Origin of the sequence: uncultured Campylobacter sp. (genome assembly GCF_938002845.1) — a bacterium.
Taxonomy (GTDB): Bacteria; Campylobacterota; Campylobacteria; order Campylobacterales; family Campylobacteraceae; genus Campylobacter_B.
Map to the genome: position 1 here is coordinate 1 of NZ_CALKZP010000011.1, position 16,899 is coordinate 16,899.

Here is a 16,899-nt window from a genome sequence, read left to right on the forward strand (position 1 = left end):
AAAGTATCGCGTGGAGCAAAGAGGAAAACGGCGGATTAAAGACGGTCAAGATGGTCTGCAACTTGGATATGGAACTTATAAACGCAAGAAATAAGGAAATCAAAGCAGATGAGTTTAAATCATCTCAAAAAACAATGATAGACACATGTTTAGACAGCGTTAAAACCTTTTACAAAGGTAAGACTTATGATGCACAAGGTCTGTTTAAGCTAGCAAAAGAATATTGCAAGTTTAGCGAGGCAACCTTTCAAGAAGTACTTAAAACTAAAGGCAAAATAAAATTCAAAGATATATACAAGATAGTTGATTGCGATAATAAGTTAAAAGAGGAATTGCAAAAAGAAGATAGCGTTGATTATATTATAGAAAACCTTAAAGAAGCCATCTATTTCTCGCAGCTAACAGTAGAGCAATATGACGCAAGTATCGGACTTAAGGCGGGGGAGGGTTCGCCGTCGCAGGCTACTATCGAGCTAAATTTCATCGTAAATAATGATAAGAGTGCAAGTCTATCGGATAAATTTAAATTTACCGCACTTACCGCAGACGGAAAAGAGGATGCTAATAATAAAATGAAATCACAAGATCTTCTCGCGGGCTTCTACGAAAGATAAAAACACTTTTTTCTCTCGGCTAAATTTGATGAAATTTTAAAATTTAGCCGAGTTTTTATATCAAAATTTCATTCAAAATTTTACCCGCGGTTTTAAATTTAAAACGCAATGCCTTCTCGTCGTCAAGGCTAAATTTAAATTTTAGCTTTATTGCGGCGCGCGGATAAGCGAGCGAGCCGAGCTCGCAGTTTTAGATAAAATTCCGACCTTGTACGAACTCTTACGAGATGCGAAAGCGCGATTAAAATCCCGCAAGCAGCGCAAGAGTAGACCATAGCCGCGAGTGCGAGCTGTGGGCTATTAAAATTCTTGTTAGCTAGGCAAAAAGCGGATTCCGCTCGCCAAAACTAGCGATTGTCGTATCGGCTAAAATCGGCGTGCGTTGCCTTCAAATATGAGTTTCGGCGCCGTTTTCCGACGGAGCATCAACCGAAATCGGCGGTTTTGCCTCGCCGATAAAGCAGGCTTGCTGCCGCGTTAATCAAACAGCGAGGGTTGCAGCGATTTGATCTTGTAGCTTGCGCGGTGAAACGGCGTGAGCCCGTACCGCTCGATCGCCGCGATGTGCGCGCGCGAACCATAGCCCTTGTTTTGCGCGAAGCCGTATTGCGGGTAGCGCCGCGCAAGCTCATTCATCGTGCGGTCGCGCGTGACTTTGGCGAGGATGCTCGCCGCGCTTACTTCGGCGATTTGCGCGTCGGCTTTTACGAGCGTCTGAAGTCCGCGTACGCCGAAGTTTGCGTTGCCGTCGTAGATGATCTGTCCGCTAAAACCCATAAAATACGCGAGAATCTGCTCAAGCGCCAATTTTAGACATGCGCTGAGTCCGATCTCATCGACCTGTGCGCTTGAAATTTCGACGATTTTGTAGCGCGAGTTTTTGACGATCAGGGCGTAGAGCTCCTCGCGGCGCTTTTCGCTTAGCTTTTTGCTATCGGCAAGGCCTGCGATCTCGCGCTGCAGCACGCAGCCCGCGACGCAAAGCGGCCCTGCAAGGCAGCCGCGCCCAGCCTCGTCGATGCCGCAAATCTGACCGCTCACTGCGCGTCCTTTCGCACGACGGGCGCGGCTCCGCTTAGTAGGTCGTGTAAGTTTAGATGATCTTTGCGAAAGAAGCAGATCAAAAGCCCGATGACGCTAAAGCCCGCAAGCACGAAGCAAGCAAAGCGAGCTAGCGCCCTAAAAAAACTTACTTTGCGTCCGCTGCGAACGTCGATGAGGTAAAGCCCCGCGAGCTTGTAGCCAGGTGTCTGGGCGCTGCGAGTGTAGAATGCTGCGCAAATAGCGCCGTAAGCAAGCCAGATAAGCGCGATCGCGGCTTGGTTGTGCCACAGAGCCTCTTTCGAGCCCAAGACGAGATAGGTAACGCCGTAGAATAGGGGCATCGCGATGATGAAAAGGTCAACGATGAAAGCCTTTATGCGCAGAAAAATCGGTGAAATTTTAGCTTTTTGCTTTGCCATTTTGATCCGTTTCGGATTAAATTTTAAAATTCCGTCGCGCTAAAGCCGAAGGATAAAATTTAATCTCGTTGCGGTTTGTTAGCAGCAAATCGGCGCCTAGTTTCCGCGACTGCCGGGCTTGATCGCCTTGCTTCCGGCAGCACAAAGCGGGCAGGTCGCGGGCTCGTAAATTTCAAACTCGAAATTGCCTAGCGCAAAAAACGGCTTATCTGCAGGCAGCTTGGCACCAGCCTTAGCGACGCTGCCCGCTAAATTTGCGACCTTGCAAAATCCGCGATTGGCAAGCGCGGCAAAGCCCACGACCTCTCCGCCGAGGTTTTCGATGAGCCTAGCGCTCTCAAGAGCCGAGCCACCCGTCGTGACGATGTCTTCGCAGACGATAAATCTCTCGCCCTTGCGCACTTCAAAGCCGCGGCGCAGGCTCATCACGCGATCCACGCGCTCAGTAAAGATGAAGCGTTTTTTTGCCGCGCGAGCTAGCTCGTAGCCCGCTAAAATTCCGCCCAGCGCAGGCGAGCAGACGCTATCAAACTCCACGCCCGCTTTTTCGATGATAGCGGCGAGCTCGTCTGCGAGCTGCCCCGCGAGCTGCGGATCTTCAAGCACTTTGGCACTTTGCAGATAGAATTCCGAGTGGTTGCCGCTTGAAAGCAGAAAATGCCCTCGCAGATATGCGCCACAGTCGCGATAGATTTTTTCTATATCCACAGCTCAAACCTTCAAAAGCTCGGCTTCTTTGGCCTTGACTGCGTCGTCGATCTTGGCGGAGTATGAGTCGGTGATCTTTTGCACCTCGTCGTAGCCCTTTTTGGCGTCGTCTTCGGAGATCGCTTTGTCTTTTTCTAGCTTTTTGATTTCGTCGTTAGCATCTTTGCGGACATTGCGAATGCCGATTTTGGCCTTCTCGCCCATCGCTTTGGCCTTTTTTGCGTTTTCTTGGCGTTGCTCGACCGTCATCGGCGGGAAAAACAGCTTCACGCTCTCGCCGTCATTATTCGGATTGACGCCGATATTTGCCGCTGCGATCGCGCTTTCGATCGCCTTTAGCATCGGTTTCTCCCACGGCGTGATCGAAATCGTTACCGCATCGGTCGAAAGGACGGTCGCGACCTGATTTAGCGGAGTTTGCGAGCCGTAATAATCCACGAAAATATGATCCAGGATCGCCACGCTCACTTTGCCGGTGCGTAGCGTCGTAAAGTCCTTTTTCAAAGCCTCGATAGCTCGATCGCCGTTTGCTCTTTGCTCTTTATAGATAGCTTCTAGCATTCAAATCCTTTAAATAAAATTTGCGGAATTATAGCGTTAAAAAAATAAGAATAGCATTTAAAAGCGCGGATTTTGCGCTTTTAAATTTTAAAATTTAGAGTTTATTTGGTTGTGTTTTGATCTGCGGAAGCGGCGCTGGCATTGGTATCACTTGATGCTTGCGACCGAGCAGGCGCGCTAGCTGCGGCGGTATCGGTAGCAGGAGCTGCGGGCGCTTCGATTTTCGTATCCGTCGCATTGGTCTCGCCGCTAATTATAGAATTTGACTCAGTGCTTGCAGGAGCGAAATTAGGCTTTATGCCAGAAGTAGGGATAGACGGCACGCCAGGGACAGCGTTTGGTACGGATTTAGTAGCATTTGCTTCGATCTTTACGCGATCGACTACGGAAGATTTAGCATCTTGCTGATAGAAATACGCAAGCACCAGTGTATTTATCACAAATAGAATTCCCATCGCGGCGGTAAATTTAGCTAAAAACCCCGCAGGCCCCTTCGCACCAAATAAGCTTTCGTTGCTTCCGCTGTATGCGCCAAGCCCAATAGAAGAGCTCTTTTGCAGCAAAACGGAGATCGTAATTATCACGGCGAAGACGACTTGTAAAACCAAAAATAACGTAGTCACTATAAAACCTTTTGAAAAAATTGAATTCGCGATTATAATAAAAGATTTATAAATTTTAAGTTAAGAGTGCACCGCACGAAGCGGTGCATAGAATTTAGTCTCTGCTTGCGCCGAAAATTCTTAGTAGCGCAAGGAAGAGGTTGTAGATGTTTAGATACATATCTACGGCAGCCATTATCGGTGAAGTGTAGGTGCCGTTTATAATATTTTTAGTATCGTAGATGATATACATCGAAAAGATTAAGGCCGAAAAAGCTGAAATCGCTATATCAAGCACGGTGCTTTTGAAAAAGAAGTAGTTCAAAAGGCTTAGCACGATAATAGCCACAAGCGATACCAATAGCGGCTTGCCCCAAGAGTCGAAATTTGTCTTTGTATTCATCGCATAAACGGTAAGAGCACCGAAAGTAATCGCCGTAGCTACAAACGCATGCGTTACTACGTCTCCAGCGCCTGCTGCGATATAAATAGCGATCAATTTACCTAGAGTAAGACCGGTAATAAAAGTAAATGCAAAAAGCAAAACCAGCGCGATCGTATTAGCGCCGCGATTTACAGCTGCTTGCATACCGAAGATCAGCCCCATTAAAACTACCAGATATAAAATCGGATGAAGAGCGAAGCTCACGCCGAAGCTCATCGCCACAAAAGCCCCTGCCGCCGCAGCTATCATCGAAGCGGTTAGAAGCGCGTAGGTTTGTTTAATAGTCTGAGAGATTCGTCCTTGTTCCAGTGATGCGTCCGATAGCTCGTAGCCGTCCGCGTAATTTCGTCTGTCGTATAGACTCATATCTTTCTCCTTCTTTTGATTTATGAGCGGGGAGTTTAGCGAAAATTTGGTAAATATATAATTAAAAATTCCCAGAATTCTATCTATTTATGAAAGTAATATATAATTCCCGACTTTTTTAAGGAGAAAGTATGCCCAGCCAGTTAATAAATGGAGCTATTAAATTTATGGAAGAAAATTTTGCCGAGCATGCCGAGCTTTTCGGAAGTCTGGCAAATCATCAAAAGCCCCACACACTTTTTATCGGCTGCTCCGACTCGCGCGTGGTGCCAAGCCTAATTACTTCGACGCTTCCAGGAGAGCTTTTCGTCGTACGAAATATTGCAAACGTCGTTCCTCCATACCGCATTAGCGAGGAATTTTTAGCGACTACCTCAGCGATTGAATACGCGCTATATTCGCTAAAAATCAAAAATATTATCGTTTGCGGGCACAGCAACTGCGGCGGCTGCGCGGCGCTGTTTTATGACGCAAAAAAGCTCGAAAAAATTCCAAACGTAAGGCGCTGGCTAAATTTAATGCAGCCCGTAAAAGACGAGGTCGAAAAGCTAAAAGATCTCGGCGCCGACAAGCGCGAGTGGATCACCGAGAGATTAAATATTATAAATTCCATGCAAAATTTACTTAGCTTTCCTGGCATCAAAGACGCCTACAAAAACGGCGAGATTAAAATTTACGGCTGGCACTACGTCATCGAAACGGGCGAGCTATTCAACTACGACGACGAAGGCGCACATTTTACGCTATTAAATAAGGGAATGGATTATGAAAAAATCTATAATCAGCTTTTTAACGATTAGTCTTTTTAGCGCCGCTTTAGCGTTTGCAGACCTCAACACGACCGGCGAGGGAAGCTTTGTAGAGACGAATTCTTCTACTCCAGAGGCAAATCTTACTTTAGAAAACAACAAAACCGAGATCAAAAAAGAAGTCGCTAAAATTCTATCCAAATCTCTCGGTGCAGAGGATGGTAATAAAACTGAAGTAATAAATATGATCGCAGAAAAGGTCGCTAAAACGGAGACTTCGCAGAAAAAAGCTCCTAACGGCGAGACGCTTATCTCTGTAATCAAAGAGATTAAAAAGCTAAATTTGCAGCGCAGCTCCCTGCTTAACGGCGGCGACGCCAACGCGAGCAAAAACGAACTGGACGCCATCGATCGCAATAAAGCTAAGCTCTTTGATCGCCTACCTTTTGCGATTACGCAGCAGGATATGGATATCGAAAGCATAATGTCGTATGCGCAAAATAAAAAGAACATCCAAACTACGCTAAAAAAATACGCCAAAAAGCAGAGCTCTCCCGAATACGTAAATGCAAGCGCGGATTTAGAAAAGATGGAGATGGCAGAGATCTTTTATACCTCACTTATGAAAATTGAGGATATGTTTGTAAACGGCGCAAGCAGAAGCGCGCTTGAAAGCGAGCTAAGTAGCACGCTACTAAATATCCAAACTAGGGATTTTAGCAAACTTAATGATTTGAAAAATAATCTAAGCAGTCAAGAGCAGATAGACGCCTTAGAGTCTAAAATCAACGATTTGAAAAACGACAAGCAGACCTACGACGAGGTGCTTACGTATCTATCGCGAAATAGCGATCTACTCGCAAGCAGCGTGGTTTTTACGAGCTTAAATTTTAAGTCGGTGATCGATTATATCAACGATAAAATTCCGTTTAAGCTCAGCCACGTAAATTTCGGCAAGCTCATTCTAATCACGCTGATTACGCTATTTTTCTACTCGCTTCGCAGGCTACTTGCCAACATCATCTATTTCGTATTTAAATTCTTTAATAAAAGCTTTTCGCTGGATAGCGAAACTCTAAAAACGCAAGTAGTGGGCATCATAAAGCGCCCGATGGGTATTTTGCTGATCGCTTATTCGGTCGATATCTGTCTTAGTATCTTTTATTATCCAGCGCCTGTGCCGATAAAATTTGCAAATTTATTCTCGATCGTTTACGTGGTGCTTTGGGCATGGCTCATCATCGAAATCATCGATGGTTACGGTATTGTCGTGCTTGGAAACATCACAAAAAAAGGCGTCAGAAAAGATATCATAAATCTAGTCGTTAAAATTCTATACGTCATCGTAATCATCATCGCCGCACTTTTAGTGCTAAAGCGTCTAGGCTTTGACATCTCGGCGCTTATGGCATCTCTTGGAATCGGCGGACTTGCGATCGCGTTTGCGACCAAGGACATCATCGCGAATTTCTTCTCATCCGTGATGTTATTATTCGATAACTCGTTCTCGCAAGGTGATTGGGTCGTATTAGGCGACATAGAAGGAAACGTCGTAGAAACGGGCTTTAGAAAGACGACGATCAGAACCTTTGATAACGCTCTTGTTTTTGTGCCGAATTCCAACATAATGGCGCAAAATATCAAAAACTGGAGCCGTAGGAAGGTAGGGCGGAATTTAAAGCTTACCGTAGGCGTCGAATACGGCGCGAGCACGGATCAACTGCGAAAGTGCGTAAACGACATCAAAGAGATGCTAAAATCTCACCCGGGCATCGCTCAATCTGCAGATACGGCATTAAATTCCAAAGATTTTCGTATGCGCTATAGACAAAATATGGTCTCTATCGACGATTTAGCGGGCTATAAAAGCACTATGTTCGTGGCGCTAGATAGCTTTGGCGATTCGTCTATTAATATTTTAGTTTACTGTTTCACAAAAACCGTAATATGGGCAAATTTCATCCAAACGAAAGAGGATGTTTTATTTAAAATAATGGAGATTGTGGAGCAAAACGGACTATCGTTTGCCTTCCCATCGCAGAGCGTTTATATCGAAAATATCCCGGAAATAGCAAGCGAATGCGTAAAATCAAAAGTAAATTCCAACGACAAAGGAGAACAAAATGGCTGATTTCGATGACTTCGAAGACGAAGAGTTCGATGAGGACGAATATGAGGACGATGATTTAATCGGAGGCGACGAGAGTTACAACTACAACTACGACGAGGATGATTACAGCTACGAAGACGACGACGGTTTTAACGATTATAGTGATTTGGACAGCGAGGATTATTAGTGTTTAGATCCAGGGCGCTGCCTTTTGATCCGCGCGCGAATAAAATCGCGAGCTTGCAGAGTTTGAAATTTCACCACGGCGGGCTTTACGAGGACTACGTCTCTGCCTTAAATCGAGATATTGCGGACACGCCGATACAAAACGCGGATCTTTTTATGATCATCACGCAGTCGTTCAAGGATACGCGCGGCGAGGAGTGCGAGTTTTCGCAAATTTCAAAGCTTTATAAAATTTGCCTAGGTTTTAGCCGTATTTTTAACAACGCCTCTGAAATTTACAACCACGATTTTTACTTCGACTGCATCGCGCAGCCAAGCGAGCCTAGTGGCGAGCTCGCGGATGCTTTGGCGCAGGCTTTCGGCGGGATGGAAAATTTTAAAAGCGAGTTTTTAAAGCGCGCGATGGGGCTTTTCGGCAGCGGCTGGTGCTGGCTTGCGTGCGACGAGCGTGGCGCGAATTTAGAAATTATCACGACGCAAAATGCGGACACGCCGATCGCTCACGGCAAAATTCCACTGCTTGCCTGCGATCTTTGGGAGCACGCATACTACGCCGATCATCAAAATGCACGCAAGCCCTACGTGGAGAATTTCCTGCGCTTTGCGGATTTCGGCTTCGCAAGCGACGCCTACTTCCAGGCGAAAAAGCAGGGACTTGACTCCGTAAAGCTCTACATCAGCGAGCTTCATCCCGTCGCCTCCTCTCGCTGCGATTGCGGCTGCTGCGGGTAAATTTGGACTTTTGCTATGCAGCCTTTAGCGCGCGATATTCTAGCTCGCTATGACCGTCGCGCGCTAAATTTCAAATGGCTACGTCTTTCAATGCCTGTATTTTGCCGCACGAATACTGCGCTATACGGCCTGTAGTGCTCTGAGAGCGCTCCCGGCTTGCCGCGCTCTAAATTTACGTAAATTTGATTTTGAACCCATTTGGCGTCCACGGATTAAAATTTAAGATTTTTAATTTGAAGTTTGTTTGACTATAATTCACCGCTCGTTACGCGCCAAATTCCGAGTGCTTCTCCTTTTCAGCGCTTATATCTTATGCGCAAATACCGCGTTGCACAGACCTTATGCGAAATTTCGCTTTATCTAGCTCTGCTTTCTTAAAATTTCCACCGCTCGCGTATTGAAATTTAACGCTACGAGCGAGCATCTTGCAAAATTTTAAAGTTGCAAATAAGCCCATGAAATTTTCATACCGAAATAAGCAGCGCATTCTTTGCTTCCGTAATTATATAGGGAGGCGCTCTCTGCCTCCCTGCTTTGTTCACCCATGCCCTATTCGTAAAATTTTGTTTAGTAAAGCGGTCGGCAAATTTTAAAATATAAGCCAACTAAAATTCTGCCGCGCTAAAGGCAAGGTTGCAGTAGATTTGAAATTTAAGCCTGAATAGCATGGCTTGCGAACCGCGGTCTAAATTTAACAAAATTTGATCGTCAAATTTTACTTTTTGGCAGTTGAAATTTTTAGCGTCGTTTCGGCTTGAAATTTCGCTTTAAATTTTAAAAATTTGCGCCCGTTAAAGCTGGCTCGTTACGCGGGAAAAACAAACTGTATCGAAACAATCTATGCCGCGTCGAAGCGATACCTGCGCGCTATGTGCGCCAAAATACAGCGCAGAATTTTCCGCATCGACTAAAATCGTGCAGCTGGCTGCGCTGCACGAAGCCCCGCTTGTTTAAAGAGTCAAGCCGTATTCGCGCACCGTATAAAGTTACACTCGTCCAAAGTCGTGCTCAATCAAAATTCAAAGCCGCATCTGTCCGAAGCGCAAAATATAAAGCCAAAGTTGCTTAAAAATTTAAACCTATCCAAAATTCCAAATCCGCTTAAAATTTTAAAATTTAGCCCGCTTTACTCCCTTGCCAGCCCGTTTTTATCGGATTTGTCGCTGATTAGTTTGCCGCTTTCGTCGTATTTTTTAGCGCGCACGAGCCTGCCGCGCTCAAACTCGCCCTCGGCTTCGAGCTTGCCGTCTGCATAGTAGTGCTTCGCCGTGCCCGTCTCCAGACCATCCTTGAACGTAACTCTAGCCTTGAGCGCACCGTTTTCGTGATATGTTTCGTATAGCCCGTGGTTGCGCCCATCTCTGAACATTACCTTCGCCGCAAGCGCACCGCTTGCGTAGTATTGCTTACTCGTGCCCATTTGCCTGCCGCGCTCAAACTCGTATTCGCCCTGCAGTGCGCCGCTTGCGTAGTATTCGCGCACGGCGCCGTCGCGCTCGCCGTCTTTGAAATTTTCGACTACGCGCGTTTTGCCGTCCTCGTAAAAATACTTCCAAACGCCCTGTTTGCGGTCGTCCTTGTATGCGCCCGTCTGCTTTAGCGCGCCGCTTTCGTAGTACCATTTTTCCGCGCCTTGGCGCTTACCCGCTTTGTATGTTCGCACGCCGCGCACTTTGCCGCTTTTATAATAATCTACGTCCTTGCCGTTTCGCAGCCCGCCCTTATACGGGTGGCGCGCGCTTACTTCGCCGCTTTCGTAGTAGTCGGTGAAAACGCCCTCGCGCCTGTCCGCTTTATACGCGCCCCGCTGCTTTATCTTGCCGCTTCCCTGATAATACAGCTTGTAAAAACCCTCGCGCTTGCCGGCTTTGTATTCGCTCTGCGATCTCAGCTCGCCGCCGTCCGCGTAGTAGCTCTTCGCGACGCCGTCGTACAGGCCGTTTTTTAGCGGATATTCGTTTGAAGGCTTATCTCTGCCGTCAAAGTAATCGCGCTCGCGCACCGCGGTGCCGTCCTTTACGTCGATCTCGCGAATTAGTGTGGGCGGTAACGGCTTTGCTCTGGGGTAGACGACGCCCATAAAATTTACGTCGTAAAGGTCTTCTACGCTGTAGTGCAGCACCTTGAGCGTCCCGCTATAGGGCTTGTCCGCTACGAAATACAGGCCGTTTTTTAGGACCGGCTCGGGCTGCATTACGATTTTTGGCTCCAGAGCTTGCGCGCCCAGCGCCAAAAGCGGAAGCAGAAGCAGGAACTTTAATGCGCTTGGAAAGCTAAAATTTCGCATTAAATTTAAGCCCAAATTGAGCGAATTTTGCGCGGGTTTGCGGGTTTTCATATTTTGCTTCCTTGTGGCTCGGTTAAATTTGAAGAATTTTAAAATTTGAAGCTAAATTTTAGATAAATCTTCGCGGAGTTTGGGCTGTGGATTTGGTTTATGATGCGGGCGGAGCGCAAGCCGTGCCTGTCAGCCTCTCTCGCTGTTTAATGGAGCCGAGCCCGAGCGCTAAATTTCGGCGCGCTTTAACACATTCACGACGATCGTCCACTCGCGCACGAGCCTTTCAAAACTAAAATTTGCATTCGCTGGGCTTGTAGAGGGTAGTTTGATCGGCTCTCTGCACGTTGCGTTTAAAATTTGATTTTTTAGATATTTTTCGCAGATTTCATACGCCTTGCCGCCATTGGCGAACACCTGCACGATGCGTGCGCCGCTAAAGATCGGCTCTAAATTTGCAGGCTCGACGGAGGTCATTTTAGCATCGCTCGAGCCCTTTATCTCGCAGGATATCGCAGCGTCGTAGATAGCAATGCGATGAGCGAGCAGGAAATTTATCTTTTCATCCGTGCTCACAGGCATCGAAGCATTTAAAATCCCGGACAGCAACCGCCAAAAGCGATTTTGCGGATTTGCGTAGTAAAAGCCCAGTTTGCGAGAAACTACGGACGGAAAGGAGCCGAGAATTAAAATTTTAGAATTCTCATCGAAAATCGGCTTAAAAGGGTGGGTTTGGCTCATTTTGCGCTTGCTTTGTATTCATCAAAAACGCTTGCCGGAGCGCTATAAAATTTATCTTTCATTTTCGCTTTATCTCTCGTAAATTTCGCAATTTCGCCCGCGAAGTAGCTTGAAGCTTAAATTGCGCGGCAACAAAGATTTCGGCGCGCCTGTTTGCTCTGATACGGTGCGCGGTAAAAATTCTACTGAACCTGCCACGGCGAGCGATTTGGGTCTAAATTTCAGCTTTTGCAAATCCCAAATCAGAGTTTTTGCGACTAAATTTAGCGCTTCGCAGCGGCAAAATTTTAACCTTTGCGGCAGTTAAAATTCTATCTACCGCCGCAACCGCCCCCGAAACCTTGCGCCCTAAATTTTAGGTACCGAGATTACGCGCACGAGCTCGCCTTTTTTGAGCTCTTTGACCTCGAGCGGTGCGACGAGCAGGACGCTACCCTCGTCTAAATTGTTCAGAATCGCGCTGGAGCCTTGCTTTTTGCTTTGCAGGCTAACAAAAAGCCGCCCCTCTCTGTTTTGCAAGACGGCGGGCATAAACTCCAAAAACGGCGTCTTTTTTACGTAGTCGTGATCCAAGATCGCGCTAAATTCCGTGTTTTCGCGCACGCCGAAGGATCTTTGCAAAAATACGCGCAGGAACAAAATGCACGTAATGAGTGCCGAGAGGGGGAAGCCCGGGAATGCGAAGATATATTTTTCGCCGGTTTTGGCTACGCGCACGTGGCGGCCCGGTTTGATCGCCGCGCCTTTCACGATTAGCTCAAATTTTGATTGTAGCGTGCTTTGCACGAAGTCGTAGTCTCCGACGCTCACTCCGCCGCTGGTTAGAAGTATGTCTGCGCTCTGCAAAGCCGATAAGATCGCGCCTTCTAGCTCTTTTTCGTCGTCGCGCGCGATTGGCATTATCATCGCTTCGCAGCCTAGCTGCGTCACTAAATTTGCAAGCGCGATGTGGTTGGAGCTGTAAATTTGAGCGTCGTTTTCGAGCCTCTCGCCCAGATCCTTAATCTCGCTGCCGGTGGCAAGGATCGCTACTTTGGGGCGGACGAATACGCTTATGTGAAAAAGACTCAGCTCTGCTAGCAGCGCGATTTGCGAAAATCCGAGCTTCGTGCCGCTTCTAAGCAGAAGTTCGCCCTCGCGGTAGCTCTCGCCCGCCGCGCGCACGGCAAAACCCGCAGAAACAGGCTTTTTGACGACGATCTCGCTGTCTTGTACCTGCACGTTTTCGATAGGCAGAAGCGTGTCGCTACCCTCGCACATTAGCCCGCCGGTGAAGGTTTTGACGCACTCGCCCGCCTTTGCCGTGGCGCCAGGCATCTTGCCTGCAGGCGTAGTGCCGACGATCTTAAATTTAGCCCCTTCGCTTAGATCCGCGCCCTTTAGCGCATAGCCGTCCATCGCGGCGGTCGGACGGCGCGGAGTGCTAAAAGGCGCTGCGACGTCGCTTGCTAAAATACGTCCCAGCGCCTGCGTGATCGCGACTTTTTCGATGCGCGAAGACTTTTGCACCGTCTTTGCGAAGCGCTCCATCGCGCTTTCAAATTTTTCAAATTCCATTTTGACCCTTTAAAGTTCTGTATATCTGCTCTTCGTTTATTAAATTTGAGTTGAATTTAACGACTAAGTTTTTATCGGTTTCGTAAATTTCAATTACACCGTTTTGATCTTTAAGCGCGGCAAAATCGCCGTCCGTGCCCTTTTGAAAGTATAAATTTTTAAAAATTTTAGGATCGGTAAGGCTTAAAAGCAAAATGAACCAAATGCAACCAAGCGCCGCAACCGCGATGCCTAGGGCAAAAATACCGATTTTACCGAAAAGTATGCCGCCGCAAAGTCCGCCGACGAAGCTACCGAAAAATCCGAACGAATTAAAAATCCCGAGTGCGGCGCCCTTTTGGCCAGCTTTGGCAAATTTCGACGCGAGGCTTTGCATGATGGGTTCGTGTACGTTAAACCCGACGAAAAATATCATCACGCCCACGATAAATATGCCCGCGGAATGCGCGAGCGCAAAGATCAGATAGGAAAGCACGAAAAAGCAGATTCCAAGGAGCAAAAGCTGCTTCGCAAGCGCCTTTTTTTCGCCGAGCGCGCCGCTTGCGCCCATCGAGGCAAAGCCGAAAACCGCCGCGAGCGCGTAAACCTTGATGAGGTCATTTTTGCTAAGGCCCAGCTTCTGCACGAGCAAAATAGGAATGAGTAAAAACGCCGTCGTCATGAAGGCCTTTTGGAAAAAATTCGTTAAATTCATCAGCATCAAATTTTTATCTTTTAGCAGCAGAGGAAGCGGTATTTTTTGTTTGAAAGAGCGGATCTGCGGCTCTTTAGGAATGACTAAGAATAAAAGCAACAGACATAAAAACGTAAGCGCCGAGCTTAGGTGAAAGAGGCTCGCAAGGCCGTATTTTGCGCTAAGATAGGGACTTAAAATCATCGCCGCGCCGAAGCTCACGCCTATCATCGCGCCCATGATCGCCATCGCCTTGCCGCGCTCCTCCTCGGTCGTAAAGTCGCTTATCAGCGCCGTTGCGACCGCACCGACCGCGCCGCAGCCCTGTAAAAATCGCCCAAAGATCATCGCGTGGATCTCCTCGCTAAATGCACAGACCGAGGAACCTATGATGAATACGCAAAGCCCGATCGCAAGGGTGTTTTTGCGCCCGATCTTATCGCTTAGCACTCCAAACGGGGTTTGCAGAATCATCTGCGTAATGGCGTAAATTCCAAAGAGCAGACCGATGAGATCTTCGTTGGCGCCGCGCAGGCTAAGGGCGTAGAGGCTGAGCACCGGCAGCAGTATAAACAGCCCGAAAAATCTGGTAGCGATTATAAAACTAAGTGGTAGGACGCTTTTTAGCATTGTTGTGAGCCTTAAAAGTATAAAATTTCTGGCGATTATAGCCAAAAATCGTAATGAATTCTTTGATTTTGGGTAAAATGGCGCATTAAATTTAAGGAGGGCGGATGAAAATTTTACTTGCGACGAGCAACGCGGATAAAGTAAAAGAGATAAAAGAATTCTTTGCAGAATATGAAATTTACGCGCTCGGCGAGGTGCTGGATCCTTTTGAGATCGATGAGTGCGGCACAAGCTTCAAACAAAACGCGCTTATCAAAGTTCGCGCAGTGCATGAGGCGCTAAAGAGCAAAAATTTACAGAGCGAATTTTTTGTGTTAAGTGACGATAGCGGTATCTGCGTGGATGCGCTGGGCGGGGCTCCGGGGATATTTTCGGCGCGCTTTAGCGGCTCAGATGCAACGGACGCGAGCAATCGCGATAAATTAGCAAGCGAGCTGAGAGCTTTAAATTTAGACTCCTCATCCGCGCATTACACGGCGGCGATCGCGCTAAAATGCGCTCTGGGCGAGTTTTGCACGCATGGTTTTATGCACGGCACGGCGATAACGAAGCAGCGCGGTCGCAACGGCTTCGGATACGATTTTATGTTTATTCCGCGTGGATTTGACCGCACGATCGGAGAGCTGCCCGCTGCGGTAAAATTTAAAATTTCGCACCGCACAAAGGGGCTAGCGCTGATGCAAATTTTGTTGAAAAATTTAGAAAAACAGATGAGGCTTGCTAAATTTCATTAAATTTAAAGCCGTAAAAAGCGGAATTTAAGAAAAAATATATATAATACGCTTTTCATTCAATCCACGAAAATCTTCGGAGCGTAGCGCAGGCTGGTAGCGCATCTGGTTTGGGACCAGAGGGTCGAAGGTTCGAATCCTTTCGCTCCGACCATTGTGGTGAGTTTAGCTCAGTAGGTTAGAGCATCAGATTGTGGTCCTGAGGGTCGTGGGTTCGATTCCCACAACTCACCCCACTTTATGCGCTCGTAGCTCAATTGGATAGAGCAACAGACTTCGGATCTGTAGGTTGAAGGTTCGACTCCTTTCGAGCGTACCACTGATTTGATATTTTGCGCTCATAGCTCAGTTGGATAGAGCAACGGCCTTCTAAGCCGTAGGCCAGAGGTTCGAGTCCTCTTGGGCGTACCATATTAAGCTCATATTAAGAGCTTTTTGGCTAATATGCGCTTTCTTTTTTGCGGATGTGGTGAAATTGGCAGACACACCAGACTTAGGATCTGGCGCCTCACGGCATGAAGGTTCAAGTCCTTTCATCCGCACCATCCATTCTACGCGTTCCGGATTAGCTCAGCGGTAGAGTAGGCGGCTGTTAACCGCTTGGTCGCTGGTTCGAATCCAGCATCCGGAGCCATATATACTCAAAAATTCCTTTAGACCCCTGATTTTATCGATGTTTAAAGAGCTTTAAGTTTTCTTAGTTTTATAAAAATTTGTTCCAGAAATTTTTTAATATTCTAATTTCTCGTTATGCTTTCTAAGCAATCTAGAATACCTTTTATAAAATTTAAAATTCTCATTTTGTAAATAAATTTGATAAAATTTAGCCATTTATTGATTATAATCAATTTTTTTGCCTAAATAAAATCTTAAAATTACCAACTAAATTTTTTATAAAGGATTTCTATGAGCGACAATCTAGAGATGTTCTGTCATCAGTGCCAAATGAGCGCGCCCGAGGGCTGCGGCGCAAAGGGCCAAGACCGCGGCACCTGCGGTAAAACCTCCACGCTAGCATTACTTCAAGACACTATGGTTTTCGGACTTAAGGGTCTTAGCGCCTACCGCCACCACGCACACGAGCTCGGCGCCGATACTAGCGCGGTCGATACCGTTATGGCGGATACGCTGTATTTCACGCTGACGAACTCAAATTTTAACTTTGACGAGCATATCGCGCAGCTGATGGCCGTCGGAAGTGCGGGCGTGCAGATTATGGATATTTTAAGCGAGGCGCATACCGCAAAATTCGGCGTGCCGACCCCGGTTAAGGTCAGCCAAAACAAAGTCGAAGGCAAGGCGATTTTGGTTAGCGGACACAACCTTCACGCTCTTGAGGCGCTGCTAAAGGCGACCGAGGGCAAGGGCATCAATATCTACACCCATTCAGAGATGCTTCCTGCGCACGGCTATCCGCAGCTTCGCAAGTATCCGCACCTAAAGGGCAACGTCGGCAAGGCGTGGTTCGATCAGACCAAGCTTTTTAACGAATTTAAAGGCGCGATTTTGATGACTACTAACTGCATCGTGCCGCTTCGCTCGTCCTGTAGCTACGCAGACAGGCTGTTTGGCTACTCTATCGCGGGTACCGACGGGATCAAGCATATCCAAAACGACGATTTTACGCCGCTCATCGAGTGCGCGCTTGCGTGCGGCGACGTGAGCATGGATAGCGACGAGAGCTTGGTGACGGGCGGACACTACAAGACGATTTTGAGCCTCGCGCCGCAAATTTTAGACGCGATCAAATCGG

General features: G+C 47.3%; 17 protein-coding genes, 6 tRNA genes and 1 pseudogene. 14 read left to right on the forward strand and 10 right to left on the reverse strand.

Annotation, left to right across the window (positions count from 1 at the left end; all coding sequences use genetic code 11):
- The coding region (locus tag Q0224_RS01130; RefSeq protein WP_297948388.1) for a hypothetical protein at positions 1-614 on the forward strand (614 nt) is incomplete at its 5' end.
- A gap of 477 nt (positions 615-1,091) precedes the next feature.
- Here the strand turns inward: Q0224_RS01130 and Q0224_RS01135 are convergent.
- The 6 genes from Q0224_RS01135 to Q0224_RS01160 all read right to left on the reverse strand — a co-directional run bounded on the left by Q0224_RS01135 (position 1,092) and on the right by Q0224_RS01160 (position 4,759).
- Positions 1,092-1,655, reverse strand: coding sequence for a ribonuclease HII (locus Q0224_RS01135; RefSeq protein ID WP_297948391.1), 564 nt, complete (start codon positions 1,653-1,655; stop codon positions 1,092-1,094).
- On the reverse strand, positions 1,652-2,077 hold the full coding sequence (locus Q0224_RS01140) for an RDD family protein (protein ID WP_297948394.1): 426 nt from the start codon (positions 2,075-2,077) through the stop codon (positions 1,652-1,654). The genes Q0224_RS01135 and Q0224_RS01140 overlap by 4 nt, the downstream gene beginning before the upstream one ends.
- A gap of 96 nt (positions 2,078-2,173) precedes the next feature.
- A complete protein-coding gene (pyrE, locus tag Q0224_RS01145) occupies positions 2,174-2,785 on the reverse strand; it encodes an orotate phosphoribosyltransferase (protein ID WP_297948397.1) in 612 nt (203 codons plus the stop codon).
- 3 nt (positions 2,786-2,788) lie between these two features.
- Positions 2,789-3,346, reverse strand: coding sequence for a ribosome recycling factor (gene frr, locus Q0224_RS01150; protein WP_297948400.1), 558 nt, complete (start codon positions 3,344-3,346; stop codon positions 2,789-2,791).
- Between the two features lie 101 nt (positions 3,347-3,447).
- A complete protein-coding gene (secG, locus tag Q0224_RS01155) occupies positions 3,448-3,969 on the reverse strand; it encodes a preprotein translocase subunit SecG (RefSeq protein ID WP_297948403.1) in 522 nt (173 codons plus the stop codon).
- Between the two features lie 94 nt (positions 3,970-4,063).
- Positions 4,064-4,759, reverse strand: a complete 696-nt coding sequence (locus Q0224_RS01160; protein WP_297948406.1) for a Bax inhibitor-1/YccA family protein — start codon at positions 4,757-4,759, stop codon at positions 4,064-4,066.
- Between the two features lie 131 nt (positions 4,760-4,890).
- Here Q0224_RS01160 and Q0224_RS01165 point away from each other — a divergent pair, with 131 nt between their 5' ends.
- From Q0224_RS01165 to Q0224_RS01180, 4 genes are read left to right on the forward strand one after another with little or no spacing between them, the layout of a single operon-like run.
- Positions 4,891-5,559, forward strand: coding sequence for a carbonic anhydrase (locus Q0224_RS01165; protein ID WP_297948409.1), 669 nt, complete (start codon positions 4,891-4,893; stop codon positions 5,557-5,559).
- Positions 5,525-7,639 carry a mechanosensitive ion channel family protein gene (locus tag Q0224_RS01170; protein ID WP_297948410.1) on the forward strand — a complete coding sequence of 705 codons (2,115 nt, stop codon included), beginning with the start codon at positions 5,525-5,527 and terminating at the stop codon, positions 7,637-7,639. Before Q0224_RS01165 ends, Q0224_RS01170 begins: the two co-directional genes overlap by 35 nt.
- Complete coding sequence (locus Q0224_RS01175; RefSeq protein ID WP_005870938.1) at positions 7,632-7,805, forward strand: hypothetical protein; 174 nt, start codon at positions 7,632-7,634, stop codon at positions 7,803-7,805. The genes Q0224_RS01170 and Q0224_RS01175 overlap by 8 nt, the downstream gene beginning before the upstream one ends.
- The gene (locus Q0224_RS01180) at positions 7,805-8,536 is read left to right on the forward strand and encodes a superoxide dismutase (RefSeq protein ID WP_297948413.1); all 732 of its coding nucleotides are present in this window, start codon (positions 7,805-7,807) and stop codon (positions 8,534-8,536) included. Before Q0224_RS01175 ends, Q0224_RS01180 begins: the two co-directional genes overlap by 1 nt.
- Positions 8,537-9,662: 1,126 nt before the next feature.
- Here the strand turns inward: Q0224_RS01180 and Q0224_RS01185 are convergent.
- Complete coding sequence (locus tag Q0224_RS01185; RefSeq protein ID WP_297948415.1) at positions 9,663-10,874, reverse strand: toxin-antitoxin system YwqK family antitoxin; 1,212 nt, start codon at positions 10,872-10,874, stop codon at positions 9,663-9,665.
- Positions 10,875-11,042: 168 nt separating this feature from the next.
- Positions 11,043-11,555, reverse strand: coding sequence for a DNA-deoxyinosine glycosylase (locus Q0224_RS01190; RefSeq protein WP_297948418.1), 513 nt, complete (start codon positions 11,553-11,555; stop codon positions 11,043-11,045).
- Between the two features lie 109 nt (positions 11,556-11,664).
- Here Q0224_RS01190 and Q0224_RS01195 point away from each other — a divergent pair, with 109 nt between their 5' ends.
- A complete protein-coding gene (locus tag Q0224_RS01195; RefSeq protein WP_297948421.1) occupies positions 11,665-11,862 on the forward strand; it encodes a hypothetical protein in 198 nt (65 codons plus the stop codon).
- Positions 11,863-11,903: 41 nt separating this feature from the next.
- Here the strand turns inward: Q0224_RS01195 and Q0224_RS01200 are convergent, their stop codons facing one another.
- Positions 11,904-13,112: a molybdopterin molybdotransferase MoeA gene (locus Q0224_RS01200; protein WP_297948423.1), complete on the reverse strand. Its 1,209-nt coding sequence runs from the start codon at positions 13,110-13,112 to the stop codon at positions 11,904-11,906.
- On the reverse strand, positions 13,102-14,415 hold the full coding sequence (locus Q0224_RS01205) for an MFS transporter (RefSeq protein ID WP_297948425.1): 1,314 nt from the start codon (positions 14,413-14,415) through the stop codon (positions 13,102-13,104). The genes Q0224_RS01200 and Q0224_RS01205 overlap by 11 nt, the downstream gene beginning before the upstream one ends.
- A gap of 104 nt (positions 14,416-14,519) precedes the next feature.
- On the opposite strand from Q0224_RS01205, the gene Q0224_RS01210 reads away from it, so the two are divergent.
- The 8 genes and pseudogenes from Q0224_RS01210 to Q0224_RS01245 form a co-directional block, all read left to right on the forward strand.
- Complete coding sequence (locus Q0224_RS01210) at positions 14,520-15,149, forward strand: non-canonical purine NTP pyrophosphatase (protein ID WP_297948428.1); 630 nt, start codon at positions 14,520-14,522, stop codon at positions 15,147-15,149.
- A 74-nt stretch (positions 15,150-15,223) separates the two neighbouring features.
- Positions 15,224-15,300: transfer RNA gene (locus Q0224_RS01215), tRNA-Pro, on the forward strand.
- A gap of 5 nt (positions 15,301-15,305) precedes the next feature.
- A tRNA-His gene (locus Q0224_RS01220) sits at positions 15,306-15,382 on the forward strand.
- A 6-nt stretch (positions 15,383-15,388) separates the two neighbouring features.
- Positions 15,389-15,465: transfer RNA gene (locus Q0224_RS01225), tRNA-Arg, on the forward strand.
- 15 nt (positions 15,466-15,480) lie between these two features.
- Positions 15,481-15,557 (forward strand) — tRNA-Arg (locus Q0224_RS01230).
- A 49-nt stretch (positions 15,558-15,606) separates the two neighbouring features.
- Positions 15,607-15,691 (forward strand) — tRNA-Leu (locus Q0224_RS01235).
- Positions 15,692-15,705: 14 nt separating this feature from the next.
- Positions 15,706-15,780, forward strand: a tRNA-Asn gene (locus tag Q0224_RS01240).
- Positions 15,781-16,052: 272 nt separating this feature from the next.
- Positions 16,053-16,899: pseudogene (locus Q0224_RS01245) on the forward strand (hydroxylamine reductase); the annotation flags it as partial.